19 protein-coding genes and 1 pseudogene are annotated in these 18968 nt (G+C 40.8%); 16 read left to right on the top strand and 4 right to left on the bottom strand.

What is annotated here, in order from left to right; genetic code table 11:
- The first annotated feature begins 7 nt into the window (after window positions 1-7).
- The 4 genes from rpmG (at window position 8) to L3V33_RS17150 (ending at window position 4005) form a co-directional block, all read left to right on the top strand.
- Window positions 8-175, top strand: coding sequence for a 50S ribosomal protein L33 (gene rpmG, locus L3V33_RS17165; protein WP_002535344.1), 168 nt, complete (start codon window positions 8-10; stop codon window positions 173-175).
- A 383-nt stretch (window positions 176-558) separates the two neighbouring features.
- The gene (locus tag L3V33_RS17160) at window positions 559-1107 is read left to right on the top strand and encodes a hypothetical protein (RefSeq protein ID WP_237290899.1); all 549 of its coding nucleotides are present in this window, start codon (window positions 559-561) and stop codon (window positions 1105-1107) included.
- A gap of 2 nt (window positions 1108-1109) precedes the next feature.
- Entirely contained in the window at window positions 1110-1919 is an 810-nt protein-coding gene (gene mutM, locus L3V33_RS17155; protein ID WP_237290898.1) for a bifunctional DNA-formamidopyrimidine glycosylase/DNA-(apurinic or apyrimidinic site) lyase, read from the top strand.
- A gap of 103 nt (window positions 1920-2022) precedes the next feature.
- A complete protein-coding gene (locus L3V33_RS17150) occupies window positions 2023-4005 on the top strand; it encodes an alkaline phosphatase family protein (protein WP_237290897.1) in 1983 nt (660 codons plus the stop codon).
- A gap of 91 nt (window positions 4006-4096) precedes the next feature.
- Here the strand turns inward: L3V33_RS17150 and coaD are convergent, their stop codons facing one another.
- From coaD to L3V33_RS17130, 4 genes are read right to left on the bottom strand one after another with little or no spacing between them, the layout of a single operon-like run.
- Window positions 4097-4585 (bottom strand): pantetheine-phosphate adenylyltransferase, encoded by a 489-nt coding sequence (coaD, locus tag L3V33_RS17145; RefSeq protein ID WP_237290896.1) that lies wholly within the window; start codon window positions 4583-4585, stop codon window positions 4097-4099.
- Window positions 4586-4587: 2 nt separating this feature from the next.
- Window positions 4588-5619 (bottom strand): glycosyltransferase family 4 protein, encoded by a 1032-nt coding sequence (locus L3V33_RS17140; protein WP_237290895.1) that lies wholly within the window; start codon window positions 5617-5619, stop codon window positions 4588-4590.
- Window positions 5620-5632: 13 nt separating this feature from the next.
- Window positions 5633-6448, bottom strand: a complete 816-nt coding sequence (locus L3V33_RS17135; protein WP_237290894.1) for a glycosyltransferase family 2 protein — start codon at window positions 6446-6448, stop codon at window positions 5633-5635.
- A complete protein-coding gene (locus L3V33_RS17130; protein WP_237290893.1) occupies window positions 6438-7496 on the bottom strand; it encodes a glycosyltransferase family 9 protein in 1059 nt (352 codons plus the stop codon). The genes L3V33_RS17135 and L3V33_RS17130 overlap by 11 nt, the downstream gene beginning before the upstream one ends.
- Before the next feature lie 144 nt (window positions 7497-7640).
- Here L3V33_RS17130 and L3V33_RS17125 point away from each other — a divergent pair, with 144 nt between their 5' ends.
- The 12 genes and pseudogenes from L3V33_RS17125 to tnpA all read left to right on the top strand — a co-directional run.
- Window positions 7641-8027: a diacylglycerol kinase gene (locus L3V33_RS17125; RefSeq protein ID WP_146454114.1), complete on the top strand. Its 387-nt coding sequence runs from the start codon at window positions 7641-7643 to the stop codon at window positions 8025-8027.
- A gap of 9 nt (window positions 8028-8036) precedes the next feature.
- Complete coding sequence (locus L3V33_RS17120) at window positions 8037-8753, top strand: 3-deoxy-D-manno-octulosonic acid kinase (RefSeq protein WP_237290892.1); 717 nt, start codon at window positions 8037-8039, stop codon at window positions 8751-8753.
- A gap of 30 nt (window positions 8754-8783) precedes the next feature.
- On the top strand, window positions 8784-10619 hold the full coding sequence (locus tag L3V33_RS17115) for a DUF3413 domain-containing protein (protein ID WP_237290891.1): 1836 nt from the start codon (window positions 8784-8786) through the stop codon (window positions 10617-10619).
- 149 nt (window positions 10620-10768) lie between these two features.
- Window positions 10769-11260, top strand: coding sequence for a serine acetyltransferase (locus L3V33_RS17110; RefSeq protein ID WP_237290890.1), 492 nt, complete (start codon window positions 10769-10771; stop codon window positions 11258-11260).
- 11 nt (window positions 11261-11271) lie between these two features.
- A complete protein-coding gene (pseB, locus tag L3V33_RS17105; protein ID WP_237290889.1) occupies window positions 11272-12285 on the top strand; it encodes a UDP-N-acetylglucosamine 4,6-dehydratase (inverting) in 1014 nt (337 codons plus the stop codon).
- Window positions 12282-13457, top strand: a complete 1176-nt coding sequence (gene pseC / locus L3V33_RS17100; RefSeq protein ID WP_237290888.1) for a UDP-4-amino-4,6-dideoxy-N-acetyl-beta-L-altrosamine transaminase — start codon at window positions 12282-12284, stop codon at window positions 13455-13457. Before pseB ends, pseC begins: the two co-directional genes overlap by 4 nt.
- Window positions 13457-14146 carry a pseudaminic acid cytidylyltransferase gene (gene pseF / locus L3V33_RS17095; protein ID WP_237290887.1) on the top strand — a complete coding sequence of 230 codons (690 nt, stop codon included), beginning with the start codon at window positions 13457-13459 and terminating at the stop codon, window positions 14144-14146. The genes pseC and pseF overlap by 1 nt, the downstream gene beginning before the upstream one ends.
- Window positions 14143-15339, top strand: a complete 1197-nt coding sequence (locus L3V33_RS17090; RefSeq protein ID WP_237290886.1) for an ATP-grasp domain-containing protein — start codon at window positions 14143-14145, stop codon at window positions 15337-15339. The genes pseF and L3V33_RS17090 overlap by 4 nt, the downstream gene beginning before the upstream one ends.
- Before the next feature lie 64 nt (window positions 15340-15403).
- A complete protein-coding gene (locus L3V33_RS17085) occupies window positions 15404-16321 on the top strand; it encodes a hypothetical protein (RefSeq protein ID WP_237290885.1) in 918 nt (305 codons plus the stop codon).
- On the top strand, window positions 16314-16802 hold the full coding sequence (locus L3V33_RS23215; protein ID WP_276574021.1) for an acyltransferase: 489 nt from the start codon (window positions 16314-16316) through the stop codon (window positions 16800-16802). Before L3V33_RS17085 ends, L3V33_RS23215 begins: the two co-directional genes overlap by 8 nt.
- On the top strand, window positions 16799-17815 hold the full coding sequence (gene pseI, locus L3V33_RS17070) for a pseudaminic acid synthase (protein ID WP_237290884.1): 1017 nt from the start codon (window positions 16799-16801) through the stop codon (window positions 17813-17815). The genes L3V33_RS23215 and pseI overlap by 4 nt, the downstream gene beginning before the upstream one ends.
- Before the next feature lie 819 nt (window positions 17816-18634).
- Window positions 18635-18835 (top strand): annotated as a pseudogene (tnpA, locus tag L3V33_RS17065) (IS200/IS605 family transposase); the annotation flags it as partial.
- Window positions 18836-18968: the final 133 nt, after the last annotated feature.

Here is an 18968-nt window from a genome sequence, read left to right as displayed (position 1 = left end):
TTAAGCAATGGCTAAAGGCATTCGTGAGAAAATCCGTCTAGTATCTTCTGCTGGAACTGGTCACTTCTACACAACTGACAAGAACAAGCGTAACATGCCAGGCAAATTTGAGATCAAAAAGTTTGATCCAGTAGTTCGCCAGCACGTTATGTACAAAGAAGCTAAAATCAAGTAATTGATAGCCCCTTTGTCTCTTCTTTTATAGAAGAATAAATTAAAAACCCAGCTTATAGCTGGGTTTTTTTATGCCCAAAATTTGGAGAGCCTCAGTGTTTTGAGAAGCCTGAGGATTTTTGAGAAGCTTAAGTGTTTTCGAAAAGATTAAGTGTTTTTGACAAGGGTAAGCATTATTGGCTCGATTTTGTGCCTTCTGTGCCTTCTGCGCCTACTGCGCCTACTGCGCCTACTGTGCAGACGTTGCACTTGTAGGCGGGCGTATTTGATAGAAAATAGCTCAGCATAGAAAGTATCGCCTTTTTCACGATATACTGAACACTCAATAGGTTAGATGAGCAGAATCAGATGAGATATCGTGGACGTCGATGGAATAACATACTCATGTTAAGCGTGATTGCTTTTATTGGGGTGTTAAATCTTCCAACCTTGATCAAAACGTACCTTATCGAACCTGAATCTGAACTTCAGGTAAGCAGTCCTTATCCTTACCTTTTAAACCCAACAGCCGAGCTTCAAGCTTTGCACTTTGCTGATTGGTCAGTTGTGCTAGAAGACAGTCATTGGATTTATCAATTTAAAGACACAACACTTCCTCAAACTACCAGTGCACAAGAGTTGTCACAGCGATGGCAGGAACTTGTAGGCACCGAAATCGACTCACAGACCTATACCGACCTATCACCACAACTGAATACCCCGCACACCATCGAGGTGTGGTATCAAGATCAAGAAGAGCCACAGCGTATTACCTATTATCAACTGCCTGAGTTTTGGTTGCTAAAAAACTGGAATGATCAGTGGCTGGCGGTGTCTATTGAAGAGAGCTACTTGTTTCCAAGCGTTGGCTCAGAAGATTCATTTAAATCAGACCATCTCTTTAAAGTAGACAAGCTATCTATATCAGACAAACCACCTAAATTGGACGACTAACTATGCCTGAATTACCCGAAGTTGAAGTAAGCCGCATGGGGATCTCACCTCATTTAGTTGGTGAGATGATTAAAACTCTTACTTTTCGCACGCCTAAGCTACGTTGGGATATCCCACAAGAACTTAAGCGATTAGAAGGGCAGGTGATTCGCTCAATCTCGCGTCGCGCAAAGTACTTATTGATTGAGACAGATACAGGCACAGCAATTGTTCACCTTGGTATGTCTGGCTCACTGCGCGTGTTAGACGCAGATTTCCCGCCAGCAAAACACGATCACGTGGATCTTAAGTTAACCAATGGCAAGATATTGCGTTACAACGATCCGCGTCGCTTTGGTGCGTGGTTATGGTCGGCGCCTGATGAGATACATACTGTATTATTGGGTTCTGGTCCTGAGCCACTAACTGATGACTTCAATGCAGACTACATTGCTGAAAAGGCAGAAAAGCGTAAGGTTGCCGTCAAACAGTTCATTATGGACAACAAAGTAGTGGTAGGCGTGGGAAACATCTACGCCAACGAAGCATTATTTTCTTCAAGAATTCATCCACTTCGCCCTGCTAACAAGATAACTCAAGCCGAGTGGATCTTGTTAACTCAAGAGATTAAAGAGGTACTTGCCACTGCTATAAAACAAGGTGGCACCACTTTAAAAGATTTCGCGCAAGCAGATGGCAAGCCGGGGTATTTCGCCCAAGAGCTACAAGTCTATGGGAAAGCCGGTGAAAAGTGCCCTAACTGTGAAGCTCTAATCCAAGAGTTAAAAATAGGGCAGCGGAATACGTTCTTTTGTGAACACTGTCAAATCTAGCTGTTTGGAAAGGTCACTTTTTGATTAATGAGCCGAGTGTAGAACTCGGCTGTGGTAGCATGCTCCGTTATATTTCAAACCACTTTATCCACAAGCATATCATATGGATTTTGACCAAAACTATCGTAAGTTAACTCGCACCCTCATAGTGCTTTTTTTTACTGGCATTGCACTCTTATCGCTTTCTCGTGCAATGTTCTACTTTCAGATTGTCGACTCTTCAGAACTGATAGGTATTGAGGCGGATGTCTGGCGTGCCTTTTGGGTTGGTTTTCGTTTTGATGCCAAAGTGGTCGCAATTGGATTTGCCCCTTTGTTACTAGTAGGGCTGATTCTTTCTAGCTTCTCTTCTATTTATAAAAAGTTCACTCGAGTTATTCCTAGCTATAGCGCCTTGATATTTTTCTTGTTGTCGGGAATGTCGATTGCCAATTATTACTATTACGTCACTTACGGGACTTATATTGATGTCTTTGTGTTTGGCTTAGTTGATGATGATACTGAGGCCGTGCTTGAAAATGCTTGGGCAGACTATCCGATAGTACGTGCATTTCTTACTGCGGTTTTCGCCGGTTGGTTAGGCTATGTCGGTTCAAATAAACTTATCCCTTATGTTGATAAAAAAAGTTGGGCAGGTCGTCGCTGGTGGCAGGTTACCGTGTCTGTCATTATGGTTATCACCATCACAGTGGTCATCGCTCGTGGCTCTATTGGCACATTACCTCTAAAACGCTACCACGCTAATGTTTCTCAATATCAGGCCCTTAATGTCATTACCCCCAATGCATTTATGGCTTTAGATTGGGCAAGAAGTGATTACAAAAAGCAGTCCAAATTTGACTTCATCTCTGATAAGGCCGTTAAAGACCAGATGCTAAAAGTGCTTGGTCAACCCACCCCGGTTTATCAAACACCTAAAAATGATTATCTAGCAGACAATCCCCCTCATGTTGTGATGGCGCTTATGGAGGGAATGGGAAATAACGTACTGGTTGAAGACGATCCAGAAACCAATGACTTATTAGGTGAGTTAAGGGAAGGCTTCGAGAACGATTTTGTGTTTAAACGTTTCATGGCCGGTACCTCTGCAACAATAGACAGTATTGTTATGATGCTATTCCATAGTGATGTACCAACGTTAAGTCACTCTAGTGCTCAGCGAGTCGCCTTATCGAGCTCGGCGGTGTTACCTTACAAAGAAGCGGGCTATGAGGTCGTGTTCATTTATGGTGGAAATAGTATGTGGCGCAACTTGGCAAACTATTTACCTCGCCAAGGGTTTGATAAAGTCTACGATGAAAACAGCATTAAAAAGGCCTTTCCAGAAGCGGAAGAATACGCAGATACCTGGGGAGTGTCTGATGAATATACGTTCAAGTTTGCACGTAAACTGTTGGATGAAGCAAGCCAACCAACGATGATGTATATCATGACGGTGACCAATCACTCACCGTTTAGAGTGCCGGGCAACTATCAACCTCGACCTGTTCAAGTAAGTGAAAGAGTCAATACTTTGCTCGGTGCGATGAAAGATCAAGGTGAAGCTATGTTAAGCGTTTATCAATATGCGAGTCATGCTCTAGGCTCGTTTGTGAAAGGAATAAAGGCATCGACACTGAGTAACAACACGATAATTGCTGCTTCTGGTGATCACCGTATGCGTTATTTAACCACGGATCACACTGAAGAGTTTGGTTTAACTTATGGTGTGCCTTTGTATATGTATATCCCCAAGGATATTTTAGAGCATACCAATTATGTATTTGAAGAAGAAAGAATCGGCTCACATCGTGATGTTTTTCCTACATTGTATAATTTTAGTCTTTCAGACCAGAGCTATATATCGTTAGGAGGGGAGAACTTACTCTCGACTAAAATGGTAAGTAACATTGGATATAATAGTGCCCGAACAATAAAAGCCACCGGTGCGTACAGTAACCCAGAGCCAGAGCTTTTGTACTTATGGGATGAAAACAATGATTTACTGTCCAACCCTCAAGCGGTGTTGAATGAGAGTGCTGATTGGGGACGTGAGTATCACAAGCTACAAAACTACTATTTACGCTCACAAATAACGGAACATTAGTGTAAGTAGTTGTATTTACTTATCTAGCGAAAGAGCCCATGCTTGGGCTCTTTTTAATAAGCGAAGGGTAGAAGAGCGTCTAAGGTGACCGTTATTGACCACGATGGGTGTTATGATGCAGTGCGTCCGCAATAATCTCAGGAACGAATGGCGTAACGTCCCCACCATGTATGGCAACTTCTCGTACTATTGTCGAAGAAATAAATGCGTATTCTTCAGAAGGCGTTAAGAACACACTCTCCAATCCCGGCATAAGTCTGCGATACATATTAGTCAGCCCAAATTCATATTCAAAGTCGACAGTGGTGCGCAGCCCACGTATCAGTATGTTTGCATCAACTTGCTTCGCAAAATCGACCATTAATCCGCTAAACCCTTGAGCGGATACATTACCTAAATGTTGAGTCACCTGTTTACAAAAATCGACGCGTTCCTCTAAGCTAAACATAGTGTTTTTACTAGGGCTTGCTGCGACGGCAATGATCACCTCATCGAACATCTTAGAGGCTCGCTCAATCAGATCGAGGTGTCCATTTGTGAGTGGGTCAAAGGTTCCTGGGTAAAGAACTTTCTTGTTCATGATTATTTCTCAAACTGTTGGTAGAGTGATTGATAAGCTTGAGCCGTGGTTGCGATCTCAAATATATTTAGACGCTGAGTCGCACCATCGATGAGCCTATCTCGCAGCTCTTTCGAGTGGTAGATAGATTGAATGTGTGCGCTTAATTCTTTGGCATCTGCTATTTCAAACAACAATCCTGATTCATCATGTGTAATAACATCAGGGATTCCTCCTGCTTTTGAACCCACGACGGGTAGGCCTGCTGCCATAGCTTCTAAAATAACAGAGCCCATCCCCTCGGTGTGAGATGTATGAATCAGTAAATTGGCAGCTTCAAACCAGTTACCAATCTCTTTCTGGTTCCCCATGAAATAAACATTCGATGTCCCAGTAGCTTGTGCTTTAAGTGCTTCGAATTCAGGGCCGTCACCAAGCAGAGCGAACTCTATATTTTTGTTGATGTTATTCAGTAGTATTGCAGCTTCAATAGCGATGTCAAAGCCTTTGTGTTTGTACATTTTGGCCGCTTTTATAACGAGAAACTTGCCTTCAAATTGCTCACGTATTTTTTTTACCTCAATTGGATCTGATGTATATCTTGCTGGAGAGTCCGGTATGAAGACAGCGTGAGCCTTGGGGTGCCTTCGCTTGACCACTTCGACTACTTTGTTACTAACACCTGTAATAGTAGAAGCCGCTTCATAAGCTCGTAGAGATAGCGCTTTATTCTTCAAAGGATTATCGATACGACGGGTGATGATATACGGTTTTTTGAAGAGCAGTTTTTGTATGTAAGCCCAGTAAATAGCACGCCCCTCATGTACATGCATGACGATGCAATCTTCAGTAATGATAGATCGGTGGCCCAACAAAAAGTGTTTCACAGCGAATACTCGACAGTTGAGTTTTTTAACTTTTTCAAAAAAAGGGCTGTTAGGGTGAGCGACCACAGTTAATATGTAGCCGAGCTTAATTTGTTCTTTAATTAAGACTAATGTTTGTCGTTCTCCACCGCTAAATCCAGTAGCAAGATTGACATGGCAAATGTTCATTTTTATTTCTCGCTTACTTCGTATCTTGATTTTGGTAATTATGCAGATTGTGTTTTTTTGTTGATGTTCTGATCCACAGGTCGGAATACTTCACAATAGTGTAGTGTGTCGAGAGCATCGATAGTAATAACCCTTGCTTACCATCTAAGAATCCCGCTTTCAGAATGTACATCTTAATGAAGCAAGATAAAGCATGAGTAATGATGCTAGAAAAACGACCTTTTTTACCTTGTTTAGCTTTATCAGCACTCCAAGCTAAAGCATAAGAATTGGACTTTCTGAGGTAATGTTCAAGGTCGTTATAGGTATAGTGAATCGCGTCACCAGAAAGATTTTTGACCACCATTGATGTATCAACAGATACTTTTTCATGGACTTGAGCAGTATCATATTGAGTTAGGTTTGTCGGATATAAACGTACAACGCGATCAGGATACCAACCACAATGGCGAATATAACGACCGAATACCCAGCTCAATCGGCAAATACTGTAAAGTGTCCGAGCTTCATTTTTCGTAACGGCTTCTTGGATGCTGACCTTTAACTCATCGGTCACTCGCTCATCAGCATCAAGCCAAAGCACAAAATCTGACTCTACGAATTCTTGTGCGATGCGACGCTGTGGTCCAAAACCAGGCCAATCGGTATTGATATGAAACTTCTCAGTATATTGACGTGCAACCGCTTCTGTATCATCAGTACTTCCTGAGTCGAGTACAACAATCTCATCTACCCAATCCGCGACAGTTCGTAAGCAGGCATCAAGGTTTTGAGACTCATTTTTTACAATGAGTGCGACAGCGAGGGTCGGCTTTGAATTAGTTTGCATTAAGCGGTTTACCTTGTGTAATGATAGTGAATGATTGCACTACAGCATCAAGTGAGATATCGGCCATAACATGCTCACCTTTGACTCGAGTACTCCATGGTAATTCAGATGCTAGTTTTTTATGCTGTAGTTGTACGTGTTTTTCATACACACTCACGACAGATGATAAGTTGTTATATGGGCCAGTTCTTAGAGGGTTACTATGCCCATACAGTCCAATCACAGGTGTACCTTGAGTAGTGGCCAAATGTGCAGGGCCTGAATCAGGAGCAATAACAACAGCGGCTTCTTTTAGAATAGCCGTTAGTTGTTTTAACGAGGTTTTTCCAACAAGGTTTAGAGCTGGTTGAGTCATCTTTTCTGTGATCCCCTTCGCTAGAGTGACTTCTCGTTCAGCTGGAGAGCCACAAATTGCCACTTGATAACCTTGGGATACCGCGTAATCGGCAAATTCTGCGTAGCGCTCAGGCAACCAGTTACGCTCATCTTTACTTGCTGCTGGGCTAATGACAACTGTAGGGGTTGGACCTAGAGATTCTTTTGCAAACTGAGTATCCCCTTCATTAATGGGTAAGCTCCACTCGGGCGCAGAACGCGGCACACCTAGATATTCAATAAATGCATAAAAGCTATCAAGAACGTGTTGGGATTGTGTATCCAATATTTTTTTATTAGTGAATAGCCATTGGGCTTCTTTTGCCCGTTTAAAATTAAAGCCGACCTTATACGTTGCCTTGATTCCTAGCGTGAGAATACTGGATCTTAAAGCGAGTTGCATATGAACTAAAGCATCAAACTTACGCCCTGACAGTTGTTTCCACACATCTTTCATGCCGGATAGTCCCGCTTTCTTATCAAATACGATCAGCTCAACGCCTTTCAAGCCGTCTAATAATTGAGCTTCAACCTTACCTATGATCCAAGTGATCTTGGTTGTAGGCCATTGTTTTTGAAGGGCTTGTACTGCTGCAACGGCATGACAAACATCGCCAATGGCAGACAAACGCAAAAAACAAACAGATTCAGGTGCTTGAGTAAAAAGTGGCATACAAAACGCTCATAAATTTAATTGTCTAAGATTATGCAGAGAGTGCCGATAAATGTAAAATAGAGCTCGTTTTGCATGAAACAAATTTTAAATACCAAGCTCTTAATATTAACCCCCAAACACCTAATAGCAGATGACTTACATATGACGACAGAAAACCAAGGCAAACCGGGGAATACCGGGCTCAAGCGAATCATTAAAGCAACGGGCTACTCTATTCAGGGCTTAAAAGCAGCGTTCAAACATGAAGCGGCGATTAGGCAAGAACTGGTTTTGTTGTGTGCCGCGATCCTGTTATTAGTTTGGTTGGATGTCAGTGTGATAGAAACCATTCTGATGTTAGGCGTTGTGGTGTTGGTTTTGGTAGTTGAGCTAATGAATTCTGCGATAGAAGCGGTTGTCGACCGAATCAGTGTTGACCACCATGAGTTAAGCGGCAGGGCAAAAGACATCGGTTCAGCTGCTGTGTTCGTTGCGCTATTATTTGCCGGTTTTACATGGGCTTTCATTCTAATCAATCATTACTGGTAAGCGTAAGCCATGATCAAGACGCTGCATTTAAATAACACGGTAGTATGGTTTGACGACCAACTATTGAAACACCCTCCAGAGCGAGTGTTTGATATCGAGTACTGGCAAAGCCAAGACCGTGTGATAGGTAGTGCAACAGGCCGAGGCACAACATGGTTTGTTGAGACGGGGAAGTTACCGGCGGCGCTTAGACACTATCGCCGTGGTGGCCTATTTGGCAAATTGGTTCAAGACAGTTATTGGTTTAATGGTTGGGATAAAACACGCAGCTATATGGAAATGCAGCTTCTGAATGATTTGATCGAATCCGGTGTCAATGTTCCGAAACCTATTGCGGCAAGAGCGGTCAAAACTGGGCTCACATACCGAGCAGACTTATTAAGTGAGAAGATTGCTGATGCGACAGATTTGGTTGGAATCCTATCAAGTCACTCTATTTCTTCAAATGGGCATCGTGATATTGGGCATCAAATCGCGAAAATGCATCACGCAGGAGTTAATCACACCGACTTGAATATCCATAACATTCTTGTTGATAAGCAACATAAAGTGTGGCTTATCGACTTTGATAAGTGTGGCTACGGAGAAGGGGCGACATGGAAACAATCAAACCTTGATCGTCTCAAGCGTTCTTTTGTTAAAGAACGCCATAAACGTCAGATAAATTGGCAAAAACAGGATTTTGATGCTCTTCTTGCTGGATACAATGATTATTTTGCGAAATAATCGTTTATAAAATTATTTAGGATAGTAAATATGTCTTTGAAACAGAGGCTACACGCACATGGCTGGTTTATTCTCATCAATGCGCTTGTCGCCATGTTGGTTGCGTGTCGTTATTTTTCATTTTTGCCTGAGTTTCCGTCAGAACCTTTGGCCATTATTTTCATTGTTGTGTCTGTTTTTGGGCAGATGACATTAATTGCTGCGCTCGTTGGCCTTGTTGCTCTGCCAAGTATTTTTCTTCCTAAGACTCCGCGTAACCTAGTACAAGCGGTGATCGCCTCAGTGGGCGTGGCAACGTTATTTATTGATACGTTGGTTTTTGCTCAATATCGCTTTCATATTAACGCGGTTGTACTCGACCTAGTATTGTCAGGTCAAGTTGTCAGTTTTCCTCTAGTTACTTGGTTTATGGTCATTGGTGGCGTGTTTGCATTAGTGATTAGTCAATGGTTATTGGTTCGCTGGTTAGAGAATGAAGCGCCAATTCGTAAGTTAAAATTGGGCCGAAAATTCGCCTTTTTGACGTTTCTTGCCTTACTTGCAACGCATGGTATCCATATTTGGGCTGCAGCTAATGCCTACCAACCTGTGACAATAGTCAAACGCTACTTACCTCTGTTTTACCCTGCCACTTCGAACAGCATGATGAAAAAATATGGTTGGATTAATGAGGAGGTGATTGCTCGCCAAAAAGCATTGACGATGAATCGTAAGAGTGATTTGAATTACCCTCTTGCTCCATTACAAACAGAAGTGGTACAGAAACCAGTTAACATTATGTTTTTAGTTGTGGATTCATGGCGTGCTGATACTTTTAATGCAGAGAATACTCCCGTGATGTGGGATTATGCTCAATCTGGTCTTATCTTTAATGATCATATTTCGACTGGTAATTCAACTCGTACGGGGATATTTGGGTTGTTTTATGGTATCCCTGGTACATATTGGCATGGTTGTTTAGCCAACCAACAAAGTCCTGTACTTATCGACCGACTTCAAGAGCTGGATTATGACTTAGGTATTTTTACCGCCGCTCAATTGAGAAAGCCCGAGTTTAATCAAACTGTTTTTACTAACGTTGAGAATCTTCGTATTGGTTCAAAAGGTAATCGACCTTCAGCACTGGATGCCGATTTAACAAAAGATTGGCTTAAGTGGTATGACAGCCGCGATCAATCGAAGCCTGCATTTTCATTCCTGTTTTATGACGCACCACATGGTTATGACTTTCCTAGAGGCTTTGAGCCTCGTTATGAGCCAATACTGCAAGTTGTTAACTACTTGAAGCTGAATAATGAAACTGACCCTCAGCCATTCTTTAATCGCTATAAGACGAGCGTGCGCTTTGTTGATACAGTCGCGGCGCAAGTTCTTAATAAGCTAAAAGAAACGGGAGACTTGGATAATACTGTTGTTGTCATCACTGGTGATCATGGCCAAGAAATGAATGATAATAAGCTAAACTTCTGGGGGCACAACAGTAACTTTACCGATGCTCAAGTTAAGGTGCCGTTTGCGATATTTGGCCCAGGGGTCAATCAGTCTGGTAATGAGTGGGATTTAAATAGTTTAACAAGCCACCAAGATGTCGTGCCTACTATAATGAAGCAGTACTTAGGTGTGACTAATGATGTTAAAGATTATTCTGTTGGTGAAAATTTGTTAGGAGAACCCAAGACACGAGATTGGGTTATGTCTTCGAGCTATAGTGCCTATGCCATTATCTCTAATGAGCAAATTTTAGAAGTGAATGCTGCTGGACAATATCAGTTAATGGATAAAACTAACCGTCAACTTAAGGACGAAACCCCTAACTTTTTATATATGCAGGAAGCGCTAGAAGCGATTAGCCGATTTAGTAAATAAAACTGACGGAAAATCAAAGAAAAATATCAACTTACTGGTCAAAATCAAGCTTATTACCCATGGTTAGATAGAGTTATCGATACGATGAAGCATTGGGTAAAGGTGGGGTTAATAAGTGTGAGTTAAGGAAGAAATCGTAGGTATGGTAAATGATCAAACTGTTGTTTAATTTATTGAGAACATCCGATCCATCACGAAAATTCAGAATAGAATTGGATCTAATGTTCTGGGGAAGTAAGCACTCTCGCCTTGTTAGAAAGTACTTTCAACGGCGCATTTTTTATGTTTATAACTGCGAGATAAGCCATACTGCAAAAATAGCATCATCTGTTGAATTTGGACACCCAATTGGTGTTGTTATTGGTTCTAATGCGGTTGTGGAGGATGGTTGTAAGATTTACCAACAGGTAACCTTAGGTTCAAATCTTGTTGGACATAATGAAATGCCTATTATTAGATCTAACAGTATTATTGCTTCAGGAGCAAAGGTTGTAGGTGGTATCTCAATAGGTAATAATTGTATTATTGGTGCGAACTCTATTGTGACAAAAGATGTACCATCTGCGACCATTGTCGTAGGGGCTAACATTCATAAGAAGCGAACTAGTGTACTGAGTAGTGCACAAATTATAGACGAATAAAGTGAGACATTATGTTAAACAATAAAGCTGTTTTGATTACTGGTGGCACTGGTTCATTTGGTAAGCAGTTCATAAAAACAATCCTTGAACGATACCAAGATGTTAAAAAGATTATCATCTATTCTAGAGATGAACTGAAGCAGTTTGAAATAAAGCAACAATACCCACACAAGGACTTTCCTCAGCTACGATTCTTTATTGGTGATGTTCGTGACCGTAACCGCATGATTCAAGCCTGTGAAGGCGTTGATGTAATCATTCATGCAGCAGCAATTAAGCAAGTTGATACAGCAGAATACAATCCGACGGAGTGTATTCGTACTAATATTGATGGGGCTGAAAACGTAATTAGTGCGGCACTACAGTGTGGTGTAAAAGATGTGGTAGCACTATCTACGGATAAAGCGTGTGCTCCGATTAACCTATATGGCGCAACTAAGTTAGCTTCTGATAAATTATTCGCAGCCGCTAATAATATTCGTGGATCTAAAGATATTCGTTTTAGTGTTGTTCGTTACGGCAATGTTATGGGCTCTCGAGGCTCAGTTATTCCGTTCTTTATGCAGAAAAAAGAAGAAGGTGTATTACCGATTACTCATGAGGAGATGACTCGCTTCAACATATCTCTTCAGGATGGTGTAAACATGGTGATGTACGCTATCGAAAATCATATTGGCGGTGAAATTTTTGTACCTAAGATCCCATCTTACAAAATATTAGACATTGCAGAAGCTATTGCGCCTGGTATGCCAACTAAAGTTGTTGGTATTCGCCCTGGTGAAAAGCTTCATGAAGAAATGATTACGGATACTGATTCTCTTAATACGATAGATCTAGGGCGTTATTACGCGATTCTTCCTTCTGTCTCTTTTACGTACACAGAAGATGAGTACATGAATCATCATAAGGCTGAAAAAGTACCATTTGGCTTTAAATACAACTCAGGCACGAATACTGAGTGGGAAACGATTGAAGGTCTACGTGACCTAATCAAAGAGCATGTTGACCCTAAATTTACAGTGTGAGCAAAACAGTGATTCCATACGGCAAGCAAGATATCACTCAGCAAGACATTGATAGTGTAGTTGATGTCCTTAAGTCTGATTTTTTAACGCAAGGTCCGCAAGTACCTGCGTTTGAAAAAGCGCTAACAGAACATACTGGATCTCAGTATGCGTTAGCAGTAAATAGTGCAACATCCGCTCTGCATATTGCTTGCTTAGCTTTAGGCTTAGGCGAAGGTGACTGGTTGTGGACAACACCTGTGACTTTTGTAGCATCTGCTAATTGCGGTCTTTACTGTGGTGCTAAAGTTGATTTCGTTGATATTGATTCGGCGACTTACAATATGTGCCCTGAAAAATTAGAGCAAAAGTTAATCGCAGCTAAAGCAAATGGAACACTGCCAAAAGTTGTTGTGCCTGTTCATTTGTGTGGACAGCCTTGTGATATGGCTGCAATCGGTAAGTTAGCCAAAGAGTACGGTTTTAAACTTATTGAAGATGCTTCGCATGCGATTGGCGGCCGATATCAAGAGCAGCCGATTGGGAATTGCGAATACTCAGATATCACGGTATTTAGTTTCCACCCAGTAAAAATCGTGACAACTGCCGAAGGTGGCGCTGCTCTTACTAACAGTAAAGAACTGGCTGATAAAATGGCGTTGCTGCGTAGTCATGGTATTACACGTGATCCAGAGTTGATGCGTGGTGAATCTCACGGTGGTTGGTATTACCAACAGGTTGATTTAGGTTTCAACTACCGTATGACAGAACTTCAAGCTGCATTAGGTGTCACTCAAATGCAACGACTTGATGAATTTGTTGCGGCACGCCATGTGTTGTCTAAGCGTTATAATCAAATGTTATCTGAATTACCTTTAGTGCTACCTTATCAACTGGAAAACACGTACTCAGGTCTGCATTTATTCGTGATTCGCTTGAAATTGGATGATATTTCACTCAGTCATCAACAGGTTTTTGATGCGTTACGCGAGCGTGGTATTGGAGTGAATTTGCATTATATTCCAGTTCATACCCAGCCGTATTATCAAGACTTAGGTTTCACTGAGGGGAATTTCCCAGAATCCGAACAGTACTACCGTGAAGCGATTTCTCTGCCGATGTTCCATGGTATGACCGAAGTTCAACAGAATACGGTTGTTGACGTGTTAACTGATATTCTAAAAGGTGCGTAATGAAAATAGCGATTATTCCAGCTCGTGGGGGGAGTAAACGCATCCCACGAAAAAATATTAAAGATTTTCATGGAAAGCCGATTATTGCTTACTCTATAGAAGCCGCATTGGCATCTGGATGCTTTGATAAGGTTATCGTATCAACAGATGATGATGAAATTGCCGATGTTGCTAATCAGTATGGGGCAGAAGTGCCATTTATTCGTTCGATGAAGTCTTCTGATGACCATGCAACACTTCATGATGTTGTTGTTGAGGTGCTTGAGAGACTTACAGAACACTCTACTGTCAGTAACGTAGCGCTTATTCTTCCAACATCTCCTTTGCTGAGTATTGCTACAATCAGTAAGGCCATGAATCATCTAAACAATGAAGATTATGACTCTGCATTGACAGTTGTAGAGTATGAAACGAGCCCAGATAAGGCGCTGGGTTTATCCAATATAGGCTCAATCGTACGTCAAAATATTGGTCAACTAGTTAAGCGAAGCCAAGAACATCAGGCGTTTTATCATGATGCCGGGCAAATTTATGCGTTTCGCGCTAACGAGGTTTTAGCAAGAAAAACGTTAACAGGTAATCAATGTAAAGCAGTCATACTTGAACGTATGGGTTGTCAAGATATTGACACTCCAAGTGATTGGGTATTAGCAGAAATGAAGTATAAGTTAGGTCGAATTCAAGAATGAAAAAAGTGATGATTGTAGGTACCGGTTATGGTCAGCTTCCTTTAATTGATGCATGTAAAAAACTTGGTTATTACTCAATTGGCGTCGATTTTAACGAAAGATCTACGGGGGCTAGCTTAGTAGATAAATTTTATCATGCAGACATAAAAGATATTTCAGCAGTATTAAGCGTTGCACGTTCGGAAAATATCGACGGCATTGTAACAATGCAATCTGACTTACCTGTCCCTACTATTGGTATGGTTAATCAAGAGCTTTGTTTGGTTGGAGTGACTTACGAGACCGCGATGGTTTGTAGTAACAAAGATCAAACACGAACGGCTCTAGAGCAATACAGCGTCACACAGCCAGAATATCATATAGTACGTAGTATAAAGGAAGCGACGGATGCTGCTGAAAAAATTGGCTATCCTTGCATCATTAAAGCTCCTGACTCTTCCGGTAGTCGCGGTGTTAGCAAAGTAAAGAGCTCAGCTGATGTAGTGGCTGCTTTCAAAGATGCATGCTATTACTCACGCAGCTGTGAGATTTTAGTTGAGCAATTTATTGAAGGAATAGAAATTGGCGCGCAAACTTTCTCGCAAGATGGCGAGTGCATTTATTGCCTAATTCATAATGATACGCTGTGTGATAACGGCTTTATGGTACCGAACGGTCACTCCTACCCATTTAATCAAGTTTCTATTGATGAAAAAGCTGTCCAACAAGGCATAGGTCAAGCATTGAATGCCGTAGGTCTTTTGAATGGGCCAGCAAACATAGATTTGATAGTTACTCCTGAAGGGGAGGTACATATTATCGAGATTGGTGCGCGTATAGGTGCAACATGTTTACCTGAGTTGACTTCAATTTTCACCGGTCTCTCATGGGAAGAACTTGTAATTCAAAATGCATTAGGCGAAAAGCATAAACCCCTAGAAATAAGAGGAAAAGCTTGCGCTGCGTACGTTCTAGAAGCACCGAAGGATGGTATTTTAGAGGCAGTAAATCATAATTACTCAATTGAAGATTATGCAGCTTATCACCCTATTATCGAAGTTACAGTTCAAGTTGGAGATGAGGTCAGTATTTTTCGTAAAGGTACGGATCGTATCGGCCGAGTGGTCGCACAAGCTGATACATTAGAAGATGCCGAGAGAGTAGCTCTAGAGCTGAGAAGACAGATTGAGTTTGTTGTAAAAAATAATGAGTAGGATTGTCTTTGTAACAAGAGCTACGAAAGACTCGGGGAAAGGTCACTTTTTCCGAGTCTTTCGTATGATGGAAAGTTTGTCACTGAATGTTGATTGTACATTAGTTGTGGACAAAGAAGCTATCACAGAAAGTGAGAGTTTCAACGTATATCCATTTAATCAACATAAGCCAGAAAGTTTCATTCGTGAATTAGGGCTTGATTCAAATGACCTAATTTGGTTTGATATTCCCGATTCTCAGTATGAAATGTTAAAGAATTTCGAGGGACAAGGAATTCCATTAGTCAGCACTAACATGTTTGAAAAAATAGGAGAGCGAAGGTACGAAGATATTGCGATATACCCTGTTTTTGAAAAATATAAAAAATCTGTTGTGACAGAGAAAACGGTTCAACTTTCCGGTGTTGATTTCATTAGCCTTCCAGAAGAGTTTTTCTCTGAAGGTGATAGTAAATCTCCCTATGTACTGGTATCTATGGGAGGAACCGACCCTATGGGATTTACCCATTTAGTTTTAAAAGCGATTTCTCAACTCGAAGATTGCCAATATATTTTTAAAGTTATTCTGCCTAAAGGTGCGTTAGTCGAGCAAGTTTTAAGTGAGTATGGACATTATTCTCATCTTGAGTTTCTTGAGTTTGGTAGTTTTGATTTTGCAAATACTCTCAAACGCTCGCAGTATGCAATAATAAATGGCGGAATGACTCGCTATGAATGTATTGCTGCCAAAACTTTCTTTATTGCTCTATCTATTCATGATACCCAAGCGGCGCTGTCCGAAAAAGTGACCCGATATGGTTTAGGAGAAAACTTTGGTGTATTTAGTGAAAACGATATAGAACGATTAACTGAATTATTGCGTCAGCTGATCCACCCGCTTACGCATTCTATTCATTGCGATAAAATGCCGTCATTAAGAGCAAATAGAGCGAAATGGATTTATGATCTAGTGGTTAGGGAGCTAAAGAATAAAAATGAATAATTTTTATCGGTTGATAACAAAGTGGGTCGGATTCTTTATCCCAGATGGGCCTTATGGAGATAAATACAGAGGTATGCTTTATAAGCCATTTTTGAAAAGTTGTGGTAAAAATTTCAAAGTTGCAAGCCAAGCATTTATTTTCAATCCCAATGGTCTCAGCGTTGGCGACCATGTATATATAGGTTTTAATACTTACCTTGGGCAAGGGGAGATCACGTTAGAGGATGAAGTCCTAATTGGTAATGGTGCATCTCTTACAGGGAGTAATCATACCAAGAAGGGGGATTCATACCGTTTTGGTGGCTTTGAAAAAGCAGAGATTGTAGTTAAACGTGGCGCTTGGATCGCAGGAAATAGTTCAATCATGGCAGGAGTCACTATTGGCGAAGGAGCATTAGTTGCTGCTGGCGCAGTAGTTACAAAAGACGTACCTGCAAACTCTACAGTAGGCGGGGTGCCTGCAAAGGTAATAAAATTATGAGCAAAACATTTATTATTGCTGAATTATCCGGCAATCACAATAACGACCTTGAGTATACAAAACAAACTATTTCAGCAATGAAAGAAGCTGGAGCTGATGCTGTTAAACTACAAACTTATAAAGCCGACTCATTAACTTTGAACGTTGATAATGAGGAATTTGGCCCAAGAAAAGAAGGTTTGTGGAAGGGTAAAAAGCCATATGATGTGTTTTCAGAGGGAGCATTACCTTATGCATGGCATAAAGAGTTATTTGAATATGCAAACAGTCTAGGCTTAGTTTGTTTTTCAAGTCCATTTGATGAAGATGCAGTTGATTTCTTAGAAACATTGAATAATCCTATCTATAAAATAGCATCATTTGAAATACAACATATACCTTTAATTAAAAAAATAGCTGAAACAGGAAAGCCTGTAATTATATCAACAGGAATTGCAAAATTAGCTGATATTGAAAAAGCATTAGAGTATTTTCCAGATAAGTCTAGAGTAACACTATTAAAATGTACATCTGCTTATCCGACACCTTATTCAGAGGTTAATTTGAAAGCAATAAATACTCTTAAAGATACTTTTGGGGTAAATATAGGATTATCAGATCACACCTTAGGTCATGTGGTACCTGTTGCAGCTGTTGCTTTAGGCGCTAAGGTGATTGAAAAACACTTTATTTTAGATCGAAATATAAAGAGTGTTGATTCGGATTTCTCAATGACACCAGAAGAGTTTAAACTTATGGTTAATTCAATAAAAATCGTTGAGCAAGCTTTAGGATCTCATGAGTTTCAATTATCAGCGGGCTCTAAAAAAAGCAGATTAAGGGGACGTTCTATCTATGTTTCAAATAACCTTAAGAAAGGGGACCTAATAACCAGAGATAACGTTAAGGTAGTACGTCCAGCATCTGGTTTAGCTCCTAAATACTTTAGCCATATTTTAGGGAAACATGCTTCTCGTGATTTACTGGCCGGAGAGCCGTTATTACTTTCAGATATTACAGATTACATCTCTTGATGTTCATTTATACTCAAAGTAATCAGGGGGAAATCATGAAAAACCCTTATGGAATAAAGGGTGACGTGAAGTAATACTTTCACTAATTGATACACTGAAGTTTCAATAATTTAAATACATTCAAGATCGATTTGATGAACAGATTTAGGTGTGATCATATACTGTTGTTTTTACAGTAGATATTTAGCCTAATGAACAGATTAAACTCTGACTCTTATACACAAATTGGCTGCTAGGGATTGATCTAGCAGACGATTTGGGAGCTCATAGATTATTACCAACCTCAACAGCTTTAATATCATGCTTCCACTCATTCACAATATAACCGATTGGGCTCAAGCCATGTTCAGTGCTGCCTAGATCGGTGATAATTGCAGAACTGAGCGCTTAGTCGATATTACCCGTCACTTCGTCGTCAACATAGGCCGTTCAGCGGCTTACGCTCGTGAGGGTTAGGGCAGTTTGGTTGAAGACACCTACCGTTTTATTCGCAACGAGAAGATCGACGCCAGCACTTTTTCGTCGTAAAGTTTTTAATCCGACATTCCGCACCTAATTTAGGAATAAATTGCTTCATACAGCTTACCTAGCAATCGACTCTGATGGGCTTGAATGTTGGTGATAAACCATTGATCGCCGAACTCAAGTTTATCGATCCCTTCAAACTTTAAAAACACACAGCGAGCGGTTGGCTTAGATGTGGTTTATTGGCTACTCAAAACCACCGCCTAGGCCGCTGGTGATTGTTCCTTGAGGCTATAGCCTGAAGAAGTGCCCATATTAGAAGTAACCTCTTAGTCACCACAACGAAACAACCACATGGTCGATTACAGAAGTTCATCATATGTCTATTGTCGTTGGAAATACCATATAGTTTGGACTCCAAAGTACAGATATAAGATTTTGAAAGATAAGGTTGGAGAGGAGCTTTATCGTTCAATCTATATCTTGTGCAATATGAAAGACTGCGAGGTTTTAGAATTAAATGTTCAACCAAATCATGTTCATCTTGTTGTCATCGAGTTCGGTACTTTCAGTATCATTGGTCGCAAGGATAAACATGTTGTAACTTTAAGCTTCGTGAGTTTACTTTGTCTAAATCAGTGAACGGATTTGCTTCAATTTTGTAGTGGTACCTTGGATCCTCATCATT

This window comes from Vibrio sp. A2-1 (assembly GCF_021728355.1).
Classification (GTDB): Bacteria; Pseudomonadota; Gammaproteobacteria; order Enterobacterales; family Vibrionaceae; genus Vibrio; species Vibrio splendidus_K.
This window is presented reverse-complemented; position numbering and strand designations above follow the sequence as displayed.

Excerpts from the sequence above, each read along its gene's own strand:
- L3V33_RS17120 (WP_237290892.1), top strand. The coding sequence starts at position 8,037 with ATGATCAAGACGCTGCATTTAAATAACACGGTAGTATGGTTTGACGAC.
- coaD (WP_237290896.1), bottom strand. The coding sequence starts at position 4,585 with ATGAACAAGAAAGTTCTTTACCCAGGAACCTTTGACCCACTCACAAAT.
- L3V33_RS17140 (WP_237290895.1), bottom strand. The coding sequence starts at position 5,619 with ATGAACATTTGCCATGTCAATCTTGCTACTGGATTTAGCGGTGGAGAA.
- L3V33_RS17130 (WP_237290893.1), bottom strand. The coding sequence starts at position 7,496 with ATGCCACTTTTTACTCAAGCACCTGAATCTGTTTGTTTTTTGCGTTTG.
- L3V33_RS17125 (WP_146454114.1), top strand. The coding sequence starts at position 7,641 with ATGACGACAGAAAACCAAGGCAAACCGGGGAATACCGGGCTCAAGCGA.
- pseB (WP_237290889.1), top strand. The coding sequence starts at position 11,272 with ATGTTAAACAATAAAGCTGTTTTGATTACTGGTGGCACTGGTTCATTT.
- L3V33_RS17085 (WP_237290885.1), top strand. The coding sequence starts at position 15,404 with ATGATGGAAAGTTTGTCACTGAATGTTGATTGTACATTAGTTGTGGAC.
- L3V33_RS17090 (WP_237290886.1), top strand. The coding sequence starts at position 14,143 with ATGAAAAAAGTGATGATTGTAGGTACCGGTTATGGTCAGCTTCCTTTA.
- pseF (WP_237290887.1), top strand. The coding sequence starts at position 13,457 with ATGAAAATAGCGATTATTCCAGCTCGTGGGGGGAGTAAACGCATCCCA.
- mutM (WP_237290898.1), top strand. The coding sequence starts at position 1,110 with ATGCCTGAATTACCCGAAGTTGAAGTAAGCCGCATGGGGATCTCACCT.
- pseI (WP_237290884.1), top strand. The coding sequence starts at position 16,799 with ATGAGCAAAACATTTATTATTGCTGAATTATCCGGCAATCACAATAAC.
- L3V33_RS17115 (WP_237290891.1), top strand. The coding sequence starts at position 8,784 with ATGTCTTTGAAACAGAGGCTACACGCACATGGCTGGTTTATTCTCATC.
- L3V33_RS17135 (WP_237290894.1), bottom strand. The coding sequence starts at position 6,448 with ATGCAAACTAATTCAAAGCCGACCCTCGCTGTCGCACTCATTGTAAAA.
- L3V33_RS17160 (WP_237290899.1), top strand. The coding sequence starts at position 559 with ATGTTAAGCGTGATTGCTTTTATTGGGGTGTTAAATCTTCCAACCTTG.
- L3V33_RS17110 (WP_237290890.1), top strand. The coding sequence starts at position 10,769 with ATGATCAAACTGTTGTTTAATTTATTGAGAACATCCGATCCATCACGA.
- L3V33_RS17150 (WP_237290897.1), top strand. The coding sequence starts at position 2,023 with ATGGATTTTGACCAAAACTATCGTAAGTTAACTCGCACCCTCATAGTG.
- rpmG (WP_002535344.1), top strand. The coding sequence starts at position 8 with ATGGCTAAAGGCATTCGTGAGAAAATCCGTCTAGTATCTTCTGCTGGA.
- L3V33_RS23215 (WP_276574021.1), top strand. The coding sequence starts at position 16,314 with ATGAATAATTTTTATCGGTTGATAACAAAGTGGGTCGGATTCTTTATC.